The organism is Neoroseomonas marina, assembly GCF_012927745.1.
GTDB lineage: Bacteria > Pseudomonadota > Alphaproteobacteria > Acetobacterales > Acetobacteraceae > Neoroseomonas > Neoroseomonas marina.
Genome location: NZ_JABBKX010000002.1, coordinates 539,389 through 555,385, shown reverse-complemented (window position 1 = coordinate 555,385; position 15,997 = coordinate 539,389). Strand labels below are relative to the sequence as shown.

General features: G+C 73.1%; 15 protein-coding genes. 8 read left to right on the top strand and 7 right to left on the bottom strand.

The features are described from left to right. Window positions 1–11: 11 nt before the first annotated feature. Together GWK16_RS07895 and GWK16_RS07890 are read right to left on the bottom strand one after the other, a co-directional pair. Window positions 12–536, bottom strand: a complete 525-nt coding sequence (locus GWK16_RS07895; protein ID WP_170053391.1) for a biotin transporter BioY — start codon at window positions 534–536, stop codon at window positions 12–14. A gap of 20 nt (window positions 537–556) precedes the next feature. Next, on the bottom strand, window positions 557–1,756 hold the full coding sequence (locus GWK16_RS07890; protein WP_170053390.1) for a CaiB/BaiF CoA transferase family protein: 1,200 nt from the start codon (window positions 1,754–1,756) through the stop codon (window positions 557–559). 207 nt (window positions 1,757–1,963) lie between these two features. On the opposite strand from GWK16_RS07890, the gene GWK16_RS07885 reads away from it, so the two are divergent. From GWK16_RS07885 to GWK16_RS07870, 4 genes are all read left to right on the top strand, one after another. Further along, a complete protein-coding gene (locus GWK16_RS07885) occupies window positions 1,964–2,371 on the top strand; it encodes a globin family protein (RefSeq protein ID WP_170053389.1) in 408 nt (135 codons plus the stop codon). A gap of 97 nt (window positions 2,372–2,468) precedes the next feature. Next, on the top strand, window positions 2,469–2,654 hold the full coding sequence (locus GWK16_RS07880) for a hypothetical protein (protein WP_170053388.1): 186 nt from the start codon (window positions 2,469–2,471) through the stop codon (window positions 2,652–2,654). Continuing rightward, window positions 2,651–4,045: an amidase gene (locus GWK16_RS07875; RefSeq protein ID WP_170053387.1), complete on the top strand. Its 1,395-nt coding sequence runs from the start codon at window positions 2,651–2,653 to the stop codon at window positions 4,043–4,045. The genes GWK16_RS07880 and GWK16_RS07875 overlap by 4 nt, the downstream gene beginning before the upstream one ends. Before the next feature lie 20 nt (window positions 4,046–4,065). Then, on the top strand, window positions 4,066–5,649 hold the full coding sequence (locus tag GWK16_RS07870; RefSeq protein WP_170053386.1) for a glycosyltransferase family 39 protein: 1,584 nt from the start codon (window positions 4,066–4,068) through the stop codon (window positions 5,647–5,649). A gap of 184 nt (window positions 5,650–5,833) precedes the next feature. On the opposite strand, the gene GWK16_RS07865 is transcribed toward GWK16_RS07870, so the two are convergent. Genes GWK16_RS07865 through GWK16_RS07850 form a run of 4 tightly spaced genes read right to left on the bottom strand, consistent with a single transcriptional unit; the run spans window position 5,834 to window position 10,647 of the window. Beyond that, window positions 5,834–7,177 carry a tetratricopeptide repeat protein gene (locus GWK16_RS07865; protein WP_170053385.1) on the bottom strand — a complete coding sequence of 448 codons (1,344 nt, stop codon included), beginning with the start codon at window positions 7,175–7,177 and terminating at the stop codon, window positions 5,834–5,836. 37 nt (window positions 7,178–7,214) lie between these two features. Further along, window positions 7,215–7,667, bottom strand: coding sequence for a dUTP diphosphatase (dut, locus tag GWK16_RS07860; protein ID WP_170053384.1), 453 nt, complete (start codon window positions 7,665–7,667; stop codon window positions 7,215–7,217). Next, window positions 7,664–8,836, bottom strand: a complete 1,173-nt coding sequence (gene coaBC, locus GWK16_RS07855) for a bifunctional phosphopantothenoylcysteine decarboxylase/phosphopantothenate--cysteine ligase CoaBC (RefSeq protein WP_170053383.1) — start codon at window positions 8,834–8,836, stop codon at window positions 7,664–7,666. Before coaBC ends, dut begins: the two co-directional genes overlap by 4 nt. Before the next feature lie 26 nt (window positions 8,837–8,862). Beyond that, a complete protein-coding gene (locus tag GWK16_RS07850) occupies window positions 8,863–10,647 on the bottom strand; it encodes a hypothetical protein (protein WP_170053382.1) in 1,785 nt (594 codons plus the stop codon). 137 nt (window positions 10,648–10,784) lie between these two features. Between GWK16_RS07850 and GWK16_RS07845 the strand changes: the two genes are divergently transcribed. From GWK16_RS07845 to GWK16_RS07835, 3 genes are read left to right on the top strand one after another with little or no spacing between them, the layout of a single operon-like run. Further along, complete coding sequence (locus GWK16_RS07845) at window positions 10,785–12,203, top strand: FAD-dependent oxidoreductase (protein ID WP_170053381.1); 1,419 nt, start codon at window positions 10,785–10,787, stop codon at window positions 12,201–12,203. Beyond that, the gene (locus GWK16_RS07840) at window positions 12,190–12,993 is read left to right on the top strand and encodes a hypothetical protein (RefSeq protein ID WP_170053380.1); all 804 of its coding nucleotides are present in this window, start codon (window positions 12,190–12,192) and stop codon (window positions 12,991–12,993) included. The genes GWK16_RS07845 and GWK16_RS07840 overlap by 14 nt, the downstream gene beginning before the upstream one ends. Further along, the gene (locus tag GWK16_RS07835; RefSeq protein WP_170053379.1) at window positions 12,990–13,745 is read left to right on the top strand and encodes a hypothetical protein; all 756 of its coding nucleotides are present in this window, start codon (window positions 12,990–12,992) and stop codon (window positions 13,743–13,745) included. The genes GWK16_RS07840 and GWK16_RS07835 overlap by 4 nt, the downstream gene beginning before the upstream one ends. A gap of 135 nt (window positions 13,746–13,880) precedes the next feature. On the opposite strand, the gene GWK16_RS07830 is transcribed toward GWK16_RS07835, so the two are convergent. Beyond that, window positions 13,881–14,582 (bottom strand): ribonuclease activity regulator RraA, encoded by a 702-nt coding sequence (locus tag GWK16_RS07830; protein ID WP_170053378.1) that lies wholly within the window; start codon window positions 14,580–14,582, stop codon window positions 13,881–13,883. A gap of 156 nt (window positions 14,583–14,738) precedes the next feature. Here GWK16_RS07830 and GWK16_RS07825 point away from each other — a divergent pair, with 156 nt between their 5' ends. Then, entirely contained in the window at window positions 14,739–15,974 is a 1,236-nt protein-coding gene (locus GWK16_RS07825; RefSeq protein WP_170053377.1) for a DUF2254 domain-containing protein, read from the top strand. Window positions 15,975–15,997 lie beyond the last annotated feature (23 nt).

Below are 15,997 nucleotides of genomic sequence, written 5' to 3'. Positions count from 1 at the left end.
CGGATCGGGCCTTAGCCTCGGCGAGTCACCCGCAGCACCGCGACCGCGAGCGCCGTCTTCACGACCGTGCCCGGCAGGAACAGCACGAAGCCGGCCATCACCGCGCGCTCCCAGCCGACGAAGCCGGCGAGCCAGGCGACACCCGGCACGAACAGCAGAAGATGCGCGGCCGTCAGCACCAGCGCCTGGCGCGGCCAGGACGAACCGGCCAGGCCCGCGACCCAGGCCGCGGGCAGGAAGCCGAGCAGGTAACCGGCCGTCGGGCCTGCCAGCACCGCGATCCCGGCCGTGCCATGGGCGAAGACGGGCAGGCCCATCGCGCCTTCGGCGAGGTAGAGCCCGACGCTCGCCGCGCCCAGGCGTGACCCGCCGAGCGCGCCCAGCAGCAGCACCGCCAGCGACTGCAGCGTCGCCGGCACCGGCCACATCGGCAGGCTGATCTGCGCGGACGCCGCGAGCACCGCGGAGCCGAGCAGCGCCATCGCGCCGAAGCGCAGCGCCGGCATGCCGCGCAGCGCGGCTGTGATCTTCGTCATCGTTCTTGTCCTTGGTTGGTTCAGGGAGAGATCGGCCGGGTCTCGCCACGCGCGACGGCGGCGAAGACCTTGTCGTTGTGGGCCCCGGCCGGCGGCCCCGGCCAGCGCACCATCTGCTGCGGGCTGACGCCGTCGAAGCGGAAGGGGGCGGCGGGATGCAGCACCTGCCCAAGCAGCGGGTCCTGCACCTCCATCACCCAGCCGCGGTCGCGGAAATGCGGGTCGTTGGCGCAATCCGCCATGTCGAACAGGCGCGAACAGGGCACCTCGGCGGCCTCGAGGATCGCCTCGGCTTCCGTGGCGGGCTTCGTCTTCGTCCAGGCGGCGATGGCGGCGTCGAGCTCGGCGACGTTCTCGCAGCGCCCGGCATTGTTGGCGAAGCGCGGGTCCTCGGCCATGGCGGGCCGCCCGATGGCGGCCATCAGCCGCTTGAAGATCAGGTCGGAATTGCCGGCGATGCACAGCCACTTCCCGTCGGCGCAGGGATAGGTGTTGGTCGGCGCCGCGGTCTTGATCGCCGCCCCCTGCGGCTGCCGCACCCAGCCGAACAGGCCGTATTCCGGCAGCATGCCTTCCATCAGCGAGAAGACGCTGGACACCAGGTCGACATCGACCACGCGCCCCTTCGCCGCCGGGTCGCCCTTCACCTGCCAGCAGGCCGCGGTGACCGCCATGGCGCAGTACATCCCCGCGAGGTCGTCGCTGATCGACACGCCGCAGCGCGGCGGGGGGTATTCGGTCTGCCCCGGATTGGCCGTGAGGTGGCGCAGGCCGCCCATCGCCTCCCCGATCGCGCCGAAGGCCGGCTTGTCGCGATAGGGGCCTTCCTGCCCGTAGCCGGAGATCCGCCCGATCACGAGGCGCGGATTCGCCTGGTGCAGCACATCGGGGCCGAGGCCGATGCGCTCGAGGTAGCCGGCGCGGAAGTTCTCGATCAGCGCATCGGCGCGCTTCAGCAGCGCGGCGAGCTTATCGCGGTCCTCCGCCTTCTTGAGGTCGAGCGTGACCGACAGCTTGTTGCGGCCATGCACGCTGAACCAGACGGCGTTGCCCTCGATGCTCGAGCCCCAGCCGCGCACCGGATCGCCGCCGGGCGGCTCGACCTTCACCACCTCGGCACCGAGGTCGGCCAGCAGCCGCGTCGCGAAGGGCGCGGCGATGTAGTGGCCGAGCTCGACGATCTTGAGCCCGGCGAGCGGGAGGTTCGGTGCCTGCGTCATGCCGCGATCCATACGCCGGAACGGGGTGGGCGGAAAATCCATGTCCGCATCAACCTATAGGAAGTGATTCTGCCGCCTCATCAACCCGTGGATCACGACCCGGCCGGCTGGGCCGAGCGGGGACCGCCTGTTCGTTTCTGTGACGATCCTTGCTGCGTGGCCGCATCGCACAAGACTAGGCTCGGCGCGGGTTGGATGGAGGCAGGCATGACCCCGGACCAGACTCGCATCGTGCAGGATACCTGGAAGCAGGTGCTGCCCATCGCGGATACCGCCGCGGACCTCTTCTACGATCGGCTCTTCGCGATCGACCCGACGTCACGGCCGCTCTTCAAGTCGGACACGCTGCCGGAGCAGAAGCGCAAGCTCATGCTCATGCTGAACTCGGTCGTCGCGGGCCTGTCCCGCCCGGCCGACATCGTTCCGGCGGCGGAGGCGCTCGCCCGCCGCCACGTCAACTACGGCGTGACCGCGGAACAATACGACAGCGTCGGCGCCGCGCTGCTCTGGACGCTGGAAAAGGGCCTCGGCGAGGCCTGGACCAAGGACGCCTCGGAGGCCTGGACGGCTGCCTATTCGCTGCTCTCGGGCGTGATGCGCCGCGCCGCCGCCTGACCTTCGCCACGCCGTCGCCACCGGGACGGCGCAACTTTCGTCCCCGGCCCTTTTGCGGCACCTTGCCGTGCCTGGAAGATCCGGGGGTCGGGAGACCATGACAGACGACGAAGCACTGGCCCGCGCCGCGGGCCTGGGAGATGCGTGGCGCGACCGCGGCGCGGAAATCGCCGAGGCGGTCGCGCATGCGAAGCGTCTCGCCACCGCCTTCCCGCGACCCGCCGACGAACGTGCCGAGCCGATGCCCGCCTTCGCGGTGACGCCGCGGCAGGCTCCGCGATGAAGCCGCTGCACGAACTGACGCTGGCCGAGGCCTCGGCCGCGATCGCGCGGCGCCGCGTCTCGCCGGTCGAATACCTCGATGCCCTGCGCGCCCGCTTCGAGGCGCTGGAACCCCGGCTCAACACCACCATCCTGCCGCTGTGGGACGCGGCGCGGGAGGACGCGAAGAAGGCCGCGCGCCGCATCGCGCGCTCGGGGCCGCGGTCGCCGCTCGACGGGCTGCCGGTCGGGCTGAAGGACATCATCGACCTGGCCGGCCACCCGACCACCTGCCATTCGCGGCATCTGCTCGACAACATGAAGAGCGCGGACGCGGACGCCGTCGGGCGGCTGCGTGCGGCGGGCGCGGTGTTCCCCGTGAAACTCGCCACGCATGAATTCGCCATCGGCGGGCCCGCCTTCGACCTGCCCTTCCCGCCGGCGCGCAATCCGTGGAACACGGCGCATCACCCGGGCGGGTCCTCCTCCGGTTCGGGGTCGATCGTGGGGGCGAACATCCTGCCCGCCGCGCTCGGCACCGACACCGGCGGGTCGGTGCGGCATCCGGCGAGCCATTGCGGCATCGTCGGCATGAAGCCGACCTACGGCCTCGTGTCCCGCCGCGGCGTCTTCCCGCTCGCCTATACGCTCGACCATGTCGGGCCGATGACCAAGGACGTCGCCTCCAACGCGATGCTGCTGAACGCCATCGCTGGGCACGATCCGGAGGATCCCGGCAGCGTCGCGCGCCGGTCGGCCAGCCAAGCCCGTCATCTGCGGAAGGGGCTGAAGGGTCTGACCATCGGCTTCGTCCGCCACTTCCACGAGACCGACCAGCCCGCCACGGCCGAGGTCGCCGCCGCCCTCGAAACCGCCGCGCGCGTCATGGCGAAAGAAGGGGCGAAGGTGAGGACCATCACCCTGCCGCCGCTCACCGAATTCGCCGGCGTGAACCGCGCCATCCTGCTCTCCGAGGCCGCGGCCATCCACGGAAGCTGGCTGCGCGAGGCGCCGGAGGGCTATTCGAACCTGACGCGCAAGCGCCTCGCCCCGGGCCTGTTTGTGCGCGCGGAGGACTACGTGCAGGCACAGCGCCGCCGGCGGGAATTGTTCGCCGCGGTCGAGGATGCGCTTCGGGCGTGCGACCTGCTGCTCACCGCCTCCTCCATGGATCCGGCCTGCCGCATCGACGATCCCGAGGCCGTGGAGATCACCTATCCGCGCCAGGCGCGCACGCCCTTCAACGTCACCGGCCATCCGGCGCTGACGCTGATGTGTGGCCTGTCGCAGGCCGAGGGGCTGCCGCTGTCGCTGCAGCTCGTCGGCCGCTGCTTCGACGAGGCGACGGTCTACCGCGCCGCCTACGGATACGAGCGCGCGGCGCCCTGGAAGGAGATGCGCCCGGCGCCGTGAGGCGCACCGGGCGGCACCCCATGAGCCCCGACGGCACCTCCCCCGAGACCCTCGCAGCGTCCACGCCCACGGTGTCGCGCCGCGTCGCGGCGGGCTCGCGCATGCGGCGGGCCCTGCGCGGCGCGTCGGTGCCGCTCATCCTGCTGGTCGCGGCCGCCCTGCTGCGCGCCTTCTCCTTTGCCGCGGCGGTGATCGATTCCGACGAAGGCCTGTACATGCTGCAGGCCCGCGAATGGCTGCGCGGGAACTGGCCGCTCGACGCGGTGTGGGACATGCACCCCGTGGGCGCGCCGGCCCTCTTCGCCGCCATCATGGGGCTGCTCGGCGAACAGATCTGGGTGCCGCGGCTGCTCGGGCTGCTCGGCACCTGGCTCACCGCCTGGGCGCTCTACGCCATGGTGCGCTTCGCCACCGCGCCGCCGGCGATCGGGCTCGCGGCCGGGCTGCTGTACCTCGCGCACACCACGCTGCTCGGCGGGCTTGCGACCAACACGGAAGTGCTCTTCGCGCCGCTGACGGCGTGGTCGATGGCGCTCGGCCTGCGCGCGGCACGCCGCGCGCTCGAGAACAACGAGGCGCCGCCCTTCCGCAAGATCCTCGCGATGGGCGTGATGATCGGCTTCGCGCTCGCGATCAAGCCGGTCGCGGTGTTCGAGGGCTGCCTCGCCTGGCTGCTGCTGGTCGGACCCGCCTGGTGGCGCGGCCTGCTGCCGACGTCGCGCGTGCTGCTCTACGCCGTCGCCTATACCGTGCTCTGCGCCTCGCCGACGCTGCTCTTCGGCCTTGCCTACTGGGTGCGCGGGCATCTCGACGACTTCGTGGTCGGCGCCTTCCTCGCTCCCATGCGGTACGCGGGCGCGCGCGTCGGGCTGCTCGATGCCGGGCGCTACACGCTGATCGCGGCGATGATCCTGTTCTGGGCCTTCATGCTGGTGATCCCGGCGGTGGCGCGGCCGCGGGTGAAGCAGGGCCCCGTCGCGCTGCTGCGGCGCCTCGCGATCGTCTGGTTCGCCGCGGCGACGGCCGCCGTCGTGATGCCGGGCATGTACTTCCAGCACTACTACCTGATCTGGATCCCGCCGCTGTCGCTGCTCGCGGCGCTCGGCGCGCGCCGGCTGGCGCGCGTGGCGCGGCCAAGCCTCGTGGTGCTGGCCTTCGCGGTCATCGTCGGCGGCGTCGCGACCGATGCCTGGCGATCCTCCACCATCCCGCGTCTCTACAGCGCGATCGGGCTCGGGTCGCCCGACCCGGTGCGCGCCGTCGCCCGCGCGGTGCGGCAGGAGATCGAGCCCGGCGAACCGATCTGGGTGGTGAACTACCATCCGGCCGTCTACGTGCTTGCCAAGGCGGGCCTCGCGACGCGCTTCGCCTTTCCCGACCAGCTCGTCGGCCGCTACTGGAGCGTCACCGGCATCGACCCGAACGAGGAGGTCGAGCGCATCCTGTCGACCAACCCGCAGGTGATCGTGGTGGACCGCGGCTGGTGGCCGAACGTCCGCCCGCGCATCGCCGCGATGGTCGATGAGGCGCTCCAGGAGAACTACGACCTCGTCGCCGCGGTGCCGGAGGAACGGGGGCCGGTGGAGATCTGGCGGTTGAAATAGGGCGGGTGATGGAGGGGCACTGCCCGTCCAAACCTCCCCGCCAAAGGCCGAAGGGCCTTTGGAAACCGATACCCGGCGCCAAGCCGGGCAGTCGCCGCGCTGGAACCAAGTGATGGTTCCCAAAGGCCTTTCGGCCTTTGGCGGGGAGAGCCCGAGAGGGGCGGCGCCCCTCTCGGCAGCACGCCTAGTGCCGCACGGCCTTTGCCGCCTCCGCGTACCCCGCCCGCCGTTCCGGCGCGACCGGATGCCGCCCCGCCACGCGTTCGAGCAGCATCCGCGCATCCTCCGTCGCGCCGGCCTTCATCGCCGCGTCGAGGAACAACTGCTCCAGCACGTCCTGCTGCGCGTGGCTGCCGCCCATGCGGTGCATCACGGACAGGGCGGGTCGCATCACCTCCACCGCCCGCGCATGGTCGCCCTGGGCATGGGCGAGCACCGCCTCCGACACCGGGATCGCGGCGTCGCGCAGGATCGGCGCGATGGTGCCGGGCTTCGACGCCGCCTCCCGCATCCCGTCCAGCATCCGCGCCGCGGCCTGGAAGCGCCCGGTCGCCGTCAGCGCCATCATCCAGTGCGGCAGGGTGAAGGCGGACAGGCAGTCCCCGATCCGCGCCTCGGCCTTGTCGGCGAGTTCCTCCCACCGGTTGCCGACATCGACGCCCTGGCGCCGGAGCCGGAACAGCATCGACGCCGCGTTCTGCACGTCGATGTAGAGGTCCGGCATCGCCTGGGTCAGCGCACTGCCGAGGTTGCGGAAGCCGCGGTCATACAGGTCGAGCACCTCGTCATGCTCCCCACGCTCGAGGTGATACATCGCGCGGTGCCACCAGAGGTGATGCAGCAGGTTCGACCCGCCGTCCCAATGCTGCTCGAGCGCCTTGAGCCAGGCGATGCCCTCGCCGCGACGGCCCTGCATCTCGAGCACATGCGCCACGCCGTGCGTCGCCCAGAGATCGCCGGGATCGAGCGTGACGGCGGCGCGGCCGGCTTCCTCGGCCTCGGTGTAATGGCCGCATTCCTCATTGGCGAAGCAGCGGCAGGCGAGGATGCTGCCGAAGCCCGGCACGGCCTCGGACCAATGCGGCCCGACCGCGTCGACCGAACGCAGCATCTGCCCCGCACGGCCGAGCCAGAAGGCGCAGAAATGGTGCAGCCGGAAGGCGAGGATGTCGCGCGGATGCTGCGCGAGGATCGCCTCCCACGCCCCGAGCGCGCCGTCCACGTCGCCGTCCGCCCAGCGCATCAGCGCCGCGGCATGCGCGCGCTCCCGGTCGTTGCCGGCGAAGCGCGCAGCCGCGGTCGCAGCCTCCCGCGCGCGCGGCACGTGCTGCGTGTTGTAGGCGAGCATGGCGAAGGCGCCCTGCAGCACCTGGCCCATCGCCATCTCCGGGTCGAGGGCGAGTGCCGCCTTCAGCCGCAGCCCGGCATCGGCGCGATACTTCAGGTAGCCCTGCACGACATGGTCGTAGGCCGCCGCGGCGGCGTCCGAGGCTGCGGTCAGGGCCTGGCCCTGGGCATCGGTCGGCATGCGTTTTCCTCCCACCCTGCCGCGCGCCGCGCGGCGGTCAGCCGGTCCCGGTCGATCCGAATCCGCCGGCGCCGCGCGCGGTGTCCGGCAGCTCCGCGACCTCCCGCCAGGCAGCGCGCACCACGGGGGCAAGGACCGCCTGCGCGATGCGCATCCCGCGTTCTACCGTGAAGGGCGCGTCGCCCGCGTTCATGACGATGACGCCGAGCTCGCCGCGGTAATCCTCGTCGATCGTCCCGGGGCTGTTCGGCAGCACGATGCCGTTCTTGAGCGCGAGGCCCGATCGCGGGCGCACCTGCAACTCGTAGCCGGCGGGAATGGCGATGCGCAGGCCGGTCGGCACCAGCATCCGCCCGCCCGGCGGGATGACGACCGCGGACATCACCGCGGCCAGCAGGTCCATCCCCGCCGCGCCCTCGGTGGCGTAGGAGGGCAGCGGCAGGTCCTGCGCGTGGGGCAGGCGGACGACGTCGATGACGGGGATGGTCACTGCAATGCCTCCGCGATGCGCGCGGCGAGGCGGCGCGCGACCTCTTCCTTCGCCATGCGCGGCCAGTCCTCGACGCCGGCGTCCGTCACCAGATGGACAGCGTTTTCCGCGCCACCCATGACGTCCCCCGAGACATCGTTGGCGACGATCCAGTCGCAGCGCTTCTTGGCGCGCTTCGTCACGGCATTGGCGACGACGTTCTCGGTCTCCGCCGCGAAGCCGACGACGAGGCGCGGGCGCGACGGTCCCGCCGCCGAGAGCGTCGCGAGGATGTCCGGGTTCAGCGCCAGGTCGAGCGGCGGCGGCGCCTCGCCCGGCACCTTCTTCAGCTTCTGGTCGGCGGCGCGTGCAGTGCGCCAGTCGGCCACCGCGGCGGCACAGACGGCGGCATCGGCGGGCAGCGCGGCCTCGCAGGCGGCGAGCATGTCGCGCGCGGATTCGATCCGCACCACGCGCACGCCGGGCGGGTCGGGCTGCGCGACCGGGCCGCTGACCAGCGTCACCTTCGCGCCCAGCGCGGCGAGCGCGCCGGCGATGGCATGCCCCTGCTTCCCCGAGGACCGGTTGGCGATGTAGCGCACGGGGTCGATCGGTTCATGCGTCGGCCCGCTGGTGACGACCACGTGCTTCCCGGCGAGCGGGCCATCCGCCAGCACGGCGCGGATCGCATCGCGCAGCGCGGGCGGTTCCATGAGGCGGCCGGGCCCGCTTTCGGGTTCGGCCATCGGCCCGTCATCGGGCCCCGCCACGATCACGCCGCGCGCACGAAGTGCCGCCATGTTCGCCTGTGTCGCCGGATGCGCCCACATGGCGGGGTTCATCGCGGGCGCGACCAGCACCTTCGCGCGCGTGGCGAGCAGCACGCAGGTCGCGAGGTCGTCCGTCAGCCCATGCGCCATCTTGGCCAGCAGGTCGGCCGAGGCCGGCACCACGGCGATGAGATCGGGCCAGCGTGCCAGGCGGATATGGCCGATCTCGGCCTCCGCGGCCCAGAGATCGTCATGCACGCGCTGGCCGGTGATGGCGGCCAGCGCCTCCTTCGTAACGAAGCGCGCGCCGCCGGCGGTCAGCACGGCCATGACCTCGTCGCCGTCGCGGCGGAGCAGGCGCGTCAGTTCCAGCGCCTTGTAGGCGGCGACCGAGCCCGAGACGATCAGCAGGATACGCATGGGGGCGGAGCCTAGCCGGGCGGGGATCAGGCCGCCACCCGGACCGCCGCGCTCTCGGGCGGCAGCAGGGCGGCGAGCGTCGCCGCCTGGGCGGCGAGCGAGGACGCGGAGCCGGGCGCGCCGGCGGCCACGATCAGCGCGTCGCCCTCGGGCCGGATGCGGGCCTGCAGCAGCGTCGTGGCGGTCTCGGCGAGGAAGGCGAGGCGGCGGGCCTCCTCCTCCGGCATGGCGAGCCGCCGCGCGGCGCGCGCGGCCTGCACGGCGCGCAGCGCGCGCAGCAGGCGTGCGAGGTCCTCGGTCGCGATGGCGGGCACATCGCCTTCCCTCCGCAGCGCGAGCACGTCGAGGGGCCCATCCACCGTCGCCAGCCCGATCGCCGCGACGCCGCGGCGGATCGCCTCGCCCTGCGCCTCGGACGGCGCCAGCATCTGGCGGCGGGCCAGGGCCAGGAGTGCCGTGGCATGGTCGGCCACGGTCCCGCGCGCGGCGCCGACGTCGCGGAACACGCCGGCGTCGCGCTGCGCGGCGATCAGTGCGGCGGCCAGCGCCTCCATGCGCGGTGCGAGCGTCGCCTCGCCGGTAAGGCGGTGCAGCGCCTCGGCCGCCATCAACGCCTGGGCGATGTCCGCCGGGGCGGCGCCTTCGGCATCGAAGGCGATCAGCGCGCGGGCGGCGCCGTCGCGCAGCGCCGCCCCGCGTTCCCCGGGCGCGAGCAGCGCGTGGGTCGCGAGCGCCAGCGCAACCGCGGCGATGGGCGCGGCCATGCTCGCCTCCGCGCCCCGCGGCACCGCGAGCGGGGCAGCGAGGCCGCGCAGCAGCACGCGCTCCTCGCGCGCCTCCAGTGCCGCACCTGCAGTAAGCCGTTCGGCGGCGTAGCGCGTCAGCAGCCAGTGCAGGCGGCCCTCGGCGGGGCCACTCGCCTTGACGCTCAACAGCGGCGCCGGGCCGCAGGGGCGGATGGTCAGCGACAGGGCGCGCGCCGCAGCGCGGTCCTGCCGCGCGCCAAAGGCCGCGACGGGCCCTTCGTGCAGCGTGACATTCTCGCCGTTCGGGCTCGGCACGCGGCGCGCGGCCTCGCCTTCCCCGAACACCAACGTCCCGAAATCCGCGCCATCGCCGGCGCTCATGCCGTCGCAGGCGGTGGTGACGCGCACGCGGTCCAGCGTCACGCCGGCGACCGGCGTCAACGTCACGGTCAGCGTCACGGCGGGACTGTCGGCGCGGATCTCATAGGCGTAGCGCAGCGTCGCCAGCTCGGTGGCAGCGCCGCGCGAAAAGCGCCCCTGCCCCGCGACCATGCCTTCATGCACCAGGCGCACGCCGTGATCGGTCGGCTCGATCGCCGCCCGCGCGATGGCATCCTCGACATCGAGGCAATGCTTGCGGCCGCGCCAGGTGAACTCGACCAGGTTCCCCGAATGCAGCAGCGCGCGGGGGCCGTCCTCGCCGGGGAGGAACTGACGGATCTCCCCGCGCAGCAGGTTGCCCTCGAAGCGGTGGTGCGGCGTCGCGATGCGGAAGGATCGCGGGGTCTCGTCCTCCACCGCGATCCGTGCAGGACCGAGGCTGCGCGGCACCCGGCCGGCAGCGACAAGCGAGAGCAGGAGCTCGACCGCCCCCTCCGCGCCGCCGAGCAGCGGATGGGCCAGCGCCTCGGCCGCGGCCGCATTGGCCCCGACCTCGAAGCGGGTGCCGCGGGGGGCATGGGCGAAGGCGGGGGCAAAGCCATCCGGAAGGCGCGCCGGGGCCAGGAAGCGCGCCATGCCGCGGGCCAGCCCGTCGCGCAGGGCGTCGAGGGCGGATCCGCTCACATCAGGCGCCGGCTTGGCTGCGCCCGGCCGCCCAGGCGGGCGCTCGGCCGCGCGGGCCGCAGGTCGCAACGTCGTGCCGTCCGCGTCATGCCGACCGTTCTAGCCGCGCGGCAGGGCGACGGGATAGTCTCGCGACCATGGAAACCAAGGATGGCGGCCGGCTGATCTTCCAGTCGGAGGTGTTCCGCACCGAACGCGGCCCGCGCCGCCCGCCCACCGGCAAGGTGGTGCGGGAAGCGGCGCGCGAGGTGCCGGTGCATGCCGAATGCGACGTGCTGGTGGTGGGCGGCGGTCCGGCCGGCACGGCGGCGGCCGTGGCCGCGGGGCGGCTCGGCGCGCGGACGCTGCTGCTGGAACGGCACAACCACCTGGGCGGCCTGTCGACCGGCGGCCTCGTCATCTGGATCGACCGGATGACGGACTGGAACGGGAACCGCGTCATTCGCGGCTTCGCCGAGGAATACCTCGACCGGCTGCCGAAGGACGCGGTGGCGGGTCCGCCGCCGGCGTTGTGGGGCGCACGGGACGCGGCGACGGCGGCCTGGTGGGCGGCGCGGACGGCGGCCTTCCACGGCATCGTGACCCATTCGCCGACCTGCGATCCGGAATGGATGAAGGCGACGGCGCTCGCGATGGTGCTGGAAGCGGGCGCGGACGTGCTGTTCCACGCCTGGGGCGCCGAGCCGGTGCTGATCGACGGCGCCGTGCGCGGCGCGGTGTTCGAGAGCAAGCAGGGCCGCCGCGCGGTGCTCGCGAAGGTGGTGGTGGACGCGACCGGCGACGGCGATCTCTACGCCCGCGCCGGCGCGGCCTCCGACAGCGACACGGATGAGCGCGACATCCACCACTGCATCAACACCTCCTGGATGTTCGCGCATGTGGACATGCCGCGCTTCCTCGCCTGGCGGGCGGAGAAGCCGTCGGAGTTCTCGGCCTTCCTCGCGCGCGGCAAGGCGGAGATCGGACTGTTCGACAAGGCCTTCGTGTCCTGGCGCGACGACGTCGCGCTGTTCATGGGCCCGCGCCTGGCGGGCTACGATGCGACGCAGGTGGACGACCTCAGCGAGATCGAGATCCGCAGCCACCGGCTGATGCTCGAACACCTGCGGATCTATCGTCGCGACGCGCCGGGATTCGAGACCGCGTCGCTCATGCTCTCCGCGCCGCAGATCGGGGTGCGGCATGCACGACGTCTGCGCGGCGCGACCAGCGTGACGCGCGAGATGTGGGACGGGCGGGTGCATGCGGACGAGATCGGCGTCTCGCCCTCCCTCGCGCCGAAATTCGCCAATGTCTCGGTGCCCTATGGCGCGCTGGTGCCCGAACGTCTCGACGGGCTGCTCGCACCCGGGCGGCACCTCGCCTGCGACGCGACGTCCCATTCCTTCCTGCGGGAGATCCCCCAATGCTGGCTGACCGGGCAGGCGGCGGGCGTCGCCGCGGCGCTGGCGGCCGATGCGGGGATCGAACCCCGTGCGGTCGCCCCACGTGCCATCCGCGCGGCGCTGCGCCGGCAGGGGGCCCATCTGCAGGCGGATGTCCATGCGGCGGCCTGACCTGATCGTCGCGCTGCTGCTGCTGGCAGCCGCGCCCGCGCGAGCCGAGGACACCGCCGCCCTGATGGCGCGGGCGCCGTGGGTGGTCACGGACGGGCCGGTCACGCCCTTCGCCGGTCCGGTCACGGTCGGCGGCACCGGATGGGGGTCGTTCCGGCGGCTCTGCGTCGCGCATGGGGCCCTGCGCGAGGATGGCAGGGAGGCGGAAATCGGATCCCCCACCTGTTTCGACGTCGCCGCGGCGCGCGAGGAAGCGGGGACCTGGCACCTCACCCTGCTGACCGAAGCCCGCGGCACGGCGCCGCCCATCGTCTTCACGACGACCCGCGATGCCGGGGGGCGGGTGGGCGCGGTGGCCGTGATCCCGCCGGCGGGTGTCGCGCCGCCCAGCCCCGAGCAACGCCAGCAGATGGGCCTGGTGTTCCGCACGGCGCTCCGCGCCAACGGCATCGAACAGACCGTGGTGCCGGCGAGCGGGCATTTCGTCATGCCGTTGCCGCTCGGCGATGTCGGCCGCGACTTTGCCGTCGACGGCGGAGGCCTCGACTGCCGCGCGACCGGGGAAGCGCAGATCGTCGGGCGCCGGGCGCTGCTGGCCGATTGCACGGGACAGATCGGGGGGCCGGGCCAGCGCATCGCGATGACCCTCGCCGGGCATTTCGCGATCGATGTGGAGACCGGCATGGTGCTCCGCCATGGCTATGCTTCCGACCTGGTGGTCGAGGCGGATGCCGCCGGCCGCACGCCCCGGGTGGCGTTGCGCGGCGTCTCGCGGCTGCGGCTGGAATGACGCGGCGTCTCCTCGCGCTGTTGCTGCTCGCGGCCCAGCCGGCGGCGGCGCAACAACCGGGCACGACGGATTGGCGCACGGCGGCGCCTCTGCTGCCGCTCGACGGGCCGACGCGCATGGTGCGCCAGCCCGTGACCATCGGTGGCGAGGCCTGGGGCCCGTGGCGGCGCGTCTGCCGCGAGCAGACGCTGCGGCCCGGGCGACCGCCGCAGCGCGATTGCCTGGCGGTGACGGAGGCGCGGCCCGAGGGCGACGGCGTGCGGCTGACCCTCCGGCACGAGCCGACCGGCCTGCTGATCGCGGCGCAGCGCGGCGTCGATGGGCGGATCGGCACCTTCGAGGCGGTGCGCGCCGACGGCACCGCGCCGCCCGAGGATGCGCGCCGTGCCGCGCTGCTGTCGGCCTGGCGGGAGCAGTTCGCGACGCTGAGCCTCGAGGGCCGACGCATCGCGCCGAACGATCAGTTCCCCCTGCCGGTCGAAGGATCGCCGCGCGGCGGCATCTGCCGTCCCGACAGCACGGGGATGATCGGCGGGCGGCCGGTACTGGTGGCCCGCTGCGCCGTGGAGCTGGCCGGCCGGCTGCGGGGTGGCGAGTCCGATGCGCGCGTCGCGATCTTCGCCCGGGTGGCGATCGACGTCGCGACGGGGATGGTCTCCGCGCAAGGCTATGCGACGCGCATCGAGACCTTCGCGGCCAATGGCCGGTCGAACGGCGTGGTGGTCACGCCGTCCCGCGTCGTCCTCGAATAGCGATCCTCGTGACGACGCGGCCCGCGGCCGCGCCTCGGGCCGGGAGCGCGGCGCGACCGCGCCCGGACCGCCCGCCGCGTCAGGCGGTCCCGTCCACGGCGCGCAAGCCAAGCCGGCGGATGCCGGCGCTCGAACTCACTTCTTCGACGCTTCGTACCGTGCCTTCGTCTCCGCGTTCGGCGGATAGAGCCCCGGCAGCGGCACGCCCTTCTCGACCTCGGTCATGATCCAGGCCTCGAGGCGCTCCTGCTCCACCGCGGCCTCGACCACCGCGTCGAGCATCGCCTGCGGGATCACCACCGCGCCGTCGGCGTCGGCCACGACGATGTCGCCGGGGATCACGGTGACGCCGCCGCAGCCGATCGTCTCCTCCCAGCCCACGAAGTTCAGCGCGGCGACCGAGGCGGGGGCGACGTAGCCCTGGCAGAAGACCGGCAGGCCGGTGCCGATCACGCCCGCGCCGTCCCGCAGCACGCCGTCCGTCACCAGGCCGGCCACGCCCTTCTTCGCCATGCGCGCGCAGAGGATGTCGCCGAAGATGCCGGCCGCGGTGCTGCCCATCGCATCGGCGACGGCGACGCAGCCTTCCGGCATCGCCTCGATCGCCGCGCGGGTCGACCGGGGGGAGGACCAGGAATCGACGGTGGCGAGGTCCTCGCGCGTCGGGGTGAAGCGCAGGGTGAAGGCGGGGCCGACGATGCGCTTGGTGTTGCCCGGCACGATCGGGCGGGACCCCGCAATGTAGCAGAAGCGCACGCCCTTCTTGAGCAGGACGGTCGTCAGCGTCGCGGTGGTGACGCCCTCAAGGGCGGTCTTCTGGGCAGCGGTCAGGGCCATGGACGGTTCTCCTTCGGCGATGACGGTGCATCGCAGGGGGCGGACGGGCCTGCAAGGGGGGCCGAGGCGCGTCGGGCGCAGGCCGGCCCCCGTGCCAGCGCCGGGCCGGGATGCCATGCTGGTCCCGCGCGGCCACCCTCGCGCCGGAGAGCCCGCATGCCCGTCTGGCTGATCCCGATGATCTACTCCGTGACGAGCCTCCTCGGCGCCGTCCTCCTGCCGCGGCTCGAGCACGCGCTGATGCCGGGGCTCGACCTCGGCGTCTCGCCAAGTGCGGCGCTCGCGATCCTGTCGGGGATCTCCTCGGGGATGATGGCGCTGACCGGCATCGTCTTCTCGGTCGCCTTCGTCATGCTGCAGTTCAGCGCGATCAGCTACTCGCCGCGCTTCGCCGCGCGCTTCGCGCGCGACCCGATCCTCTACCACGCGCTCGGCATCTTCTTCGCCACCTTCACCTACGCCCTGGCGGCGACGGCGTGGACCGACCGGGACGGGTCGGCGAAAGTGCTGGCTCTCTCGGCCCTCCTCGCAGTCGGGCTGCTTTTCGTCAGCATGATCGTCTTCGCCCTGCTGATGCGGCGCCTGGGAGACCTGCAGGTGACGGAGACACTGCGCTACATCGGCGACCGCGGGCGGGAGGTGATCCGCGCGAGCCTCGCCGCAAGCGCCGCGGGAACCCAGGCGGCCGCCGGTCACGGCACCGACGCGCCGGTGACGCAGGTGCTGCGCCATGACGGCCCGCCGCGCTACGTCGAGCGCTACGACGTCCCCGCGCTCGTCGCGCTGGCCCGCCGCGCCGGCGGGGCCATCGAGATGGACTGCGCCGTCGGCGACATGGTGCTCGACGGCACGCTGATGCTGCAGGTGCGCGGTTCGGGCGCTTCGCTGCCCGAGGCGGAACTGCGCCGCGCCGTGCGGCTCGGCGCCGATCGCACCTTCGAACAGGATCCGAAATACCCGCTGCGGCTGCTGGTCGACGTCGCGATCAAGGCGCTGTCCCCGGCGATCAACGACCCGACCACGGCCGTGCAGGCGCTCGACCAGATCGAGGACCTGCTGCGGCGCCTGGCCCGGCACCCGCTGGCGGCGGGCATCGCGACGGACGGGGAGGGCGTGCCCCGCCTGCGCTTCCCCGTGCCGAGCTGGAGCGACTACCTGGCCCTCGCCTTCGACGAGATCCGCGTCTTCGGCGCGACCTCCGTCCAGGTGCTGCGGCGGATGCGCGCCGCGCTGGCGGGCCTCGAGGAGGTGCTCGGCACCGACCCGAGGGCGGCGGAGGTGCGTCGCTACATGCGCCACATGGACGCGACCATCGCCCGGTCCGCCTTCGACGAGGAAGACCGCGACGCGGCCCGGCGGGAGGATCCGCAAGGCCTGGGCCTGACCCGCTAGGGCGGTCCTGCCGCCTGCGGCCC

What these genes read in the sequence shown, in the direction of transcription:
- GWK16_RS07835 (WP_170053379.1), top strand. Translation starts at nt 12,990, where the DNA reads ATGACGCGGCGTCTCCTCGCGCTGTTGCTGCTCGCGGCCCAGCCGGCG.
- GWK16_RS07840 (WP_170053380.1), top strand. Translation starts at nt 12,190, where the DNA reads ATGCGGCGGCCTGACCTGATCGTCGCGCTGCTGCTGCTGGCAGCCGCG.
- GWK16_RS07890 (WP_170053390.1), bottom strand. Translation starts at nt 1,756, where the DNA reads ATGACGCAGGCACCGAACCTCCCGCTCGCCGGGCTCAAGATCGTCGAG.
- GWK16_RS07865 (WP_170053385.1), bottom strand. Translation starts at nt 7,177, where the DNA reads ATGCCGACCGATGCCCAGGGCCAGGCCCTGACCGCAGCCTCGGACGCC.
- GWK16_RS07880 (WP_170053388.1), top strand. Translation starts at nt 2,469, where the DNA reads ATGACAGACGACGAAGCACTGGCCCGCGCCGCGGGCCTGGGAGATGCG.
- GWK16_RS07830 (WP_170053378.1), bottom strand. Translation starts at nt 14,582, where the DNA reads ATGGCCCTGACCGCTGCCCAGAAGACCGCCCTTGAGGGCGTCACCACC.
- GWK16_RS07875 (WP_170053387.1), top strand. Translation starts at nt 2,651, where the DNA reads ATGAAGCCGCTGCACGAACTGACGCTGGCCGAGGCCTCGGCCGCGATC.
- GWK16_RS07885 (WP_170053389.1), top strand. Translation starts at nt 1,964, where the DNA reads ATGACCCCGGACCAGACTCGCATCGTGCAGGATACCTGGAAGCAGGTG.
- coaBC (WP_170053383.1), bottom strand. Translation starts at nt 8,836, where the DNA reads ATGCGTATCCTGCTGATCGTCTCGGGCTCGGTCGCCGCCTACAAGGCG.
- GWK16_RS07870 (WP_170053386.1), top strand. Translation starts at nt 4,066, where the DNA reads ATGAGCCCCGACGGCACCTCCCCCGAGACCCTCGCAGCGTCCACGCCC.
- GWK16_RS07845 (WP_170053381.1), top strand. Translation starts at nt 10,785, where the DNA reads ATGGAAACCAAGGATGGCGGCCGGCTGATCTTCCAGTCGGAGGTGTTC.
- GWK16_RS07825 (WP_170053377.1), top strand. Translation starts at nt 14,739, where the DNA reads ATGCCCGTCTGGCTGATCCCGATGATCTACTCCGTGACGAGCCTCCTC.
- GWK16_RS07895 (WP_170053391.1), bottom strand. Translation starts at nt 536, where the DNA reads ATGACGAAGATCACAGCCGCGCTGCGCGGCATGCCGGCGCTGCGCTTC.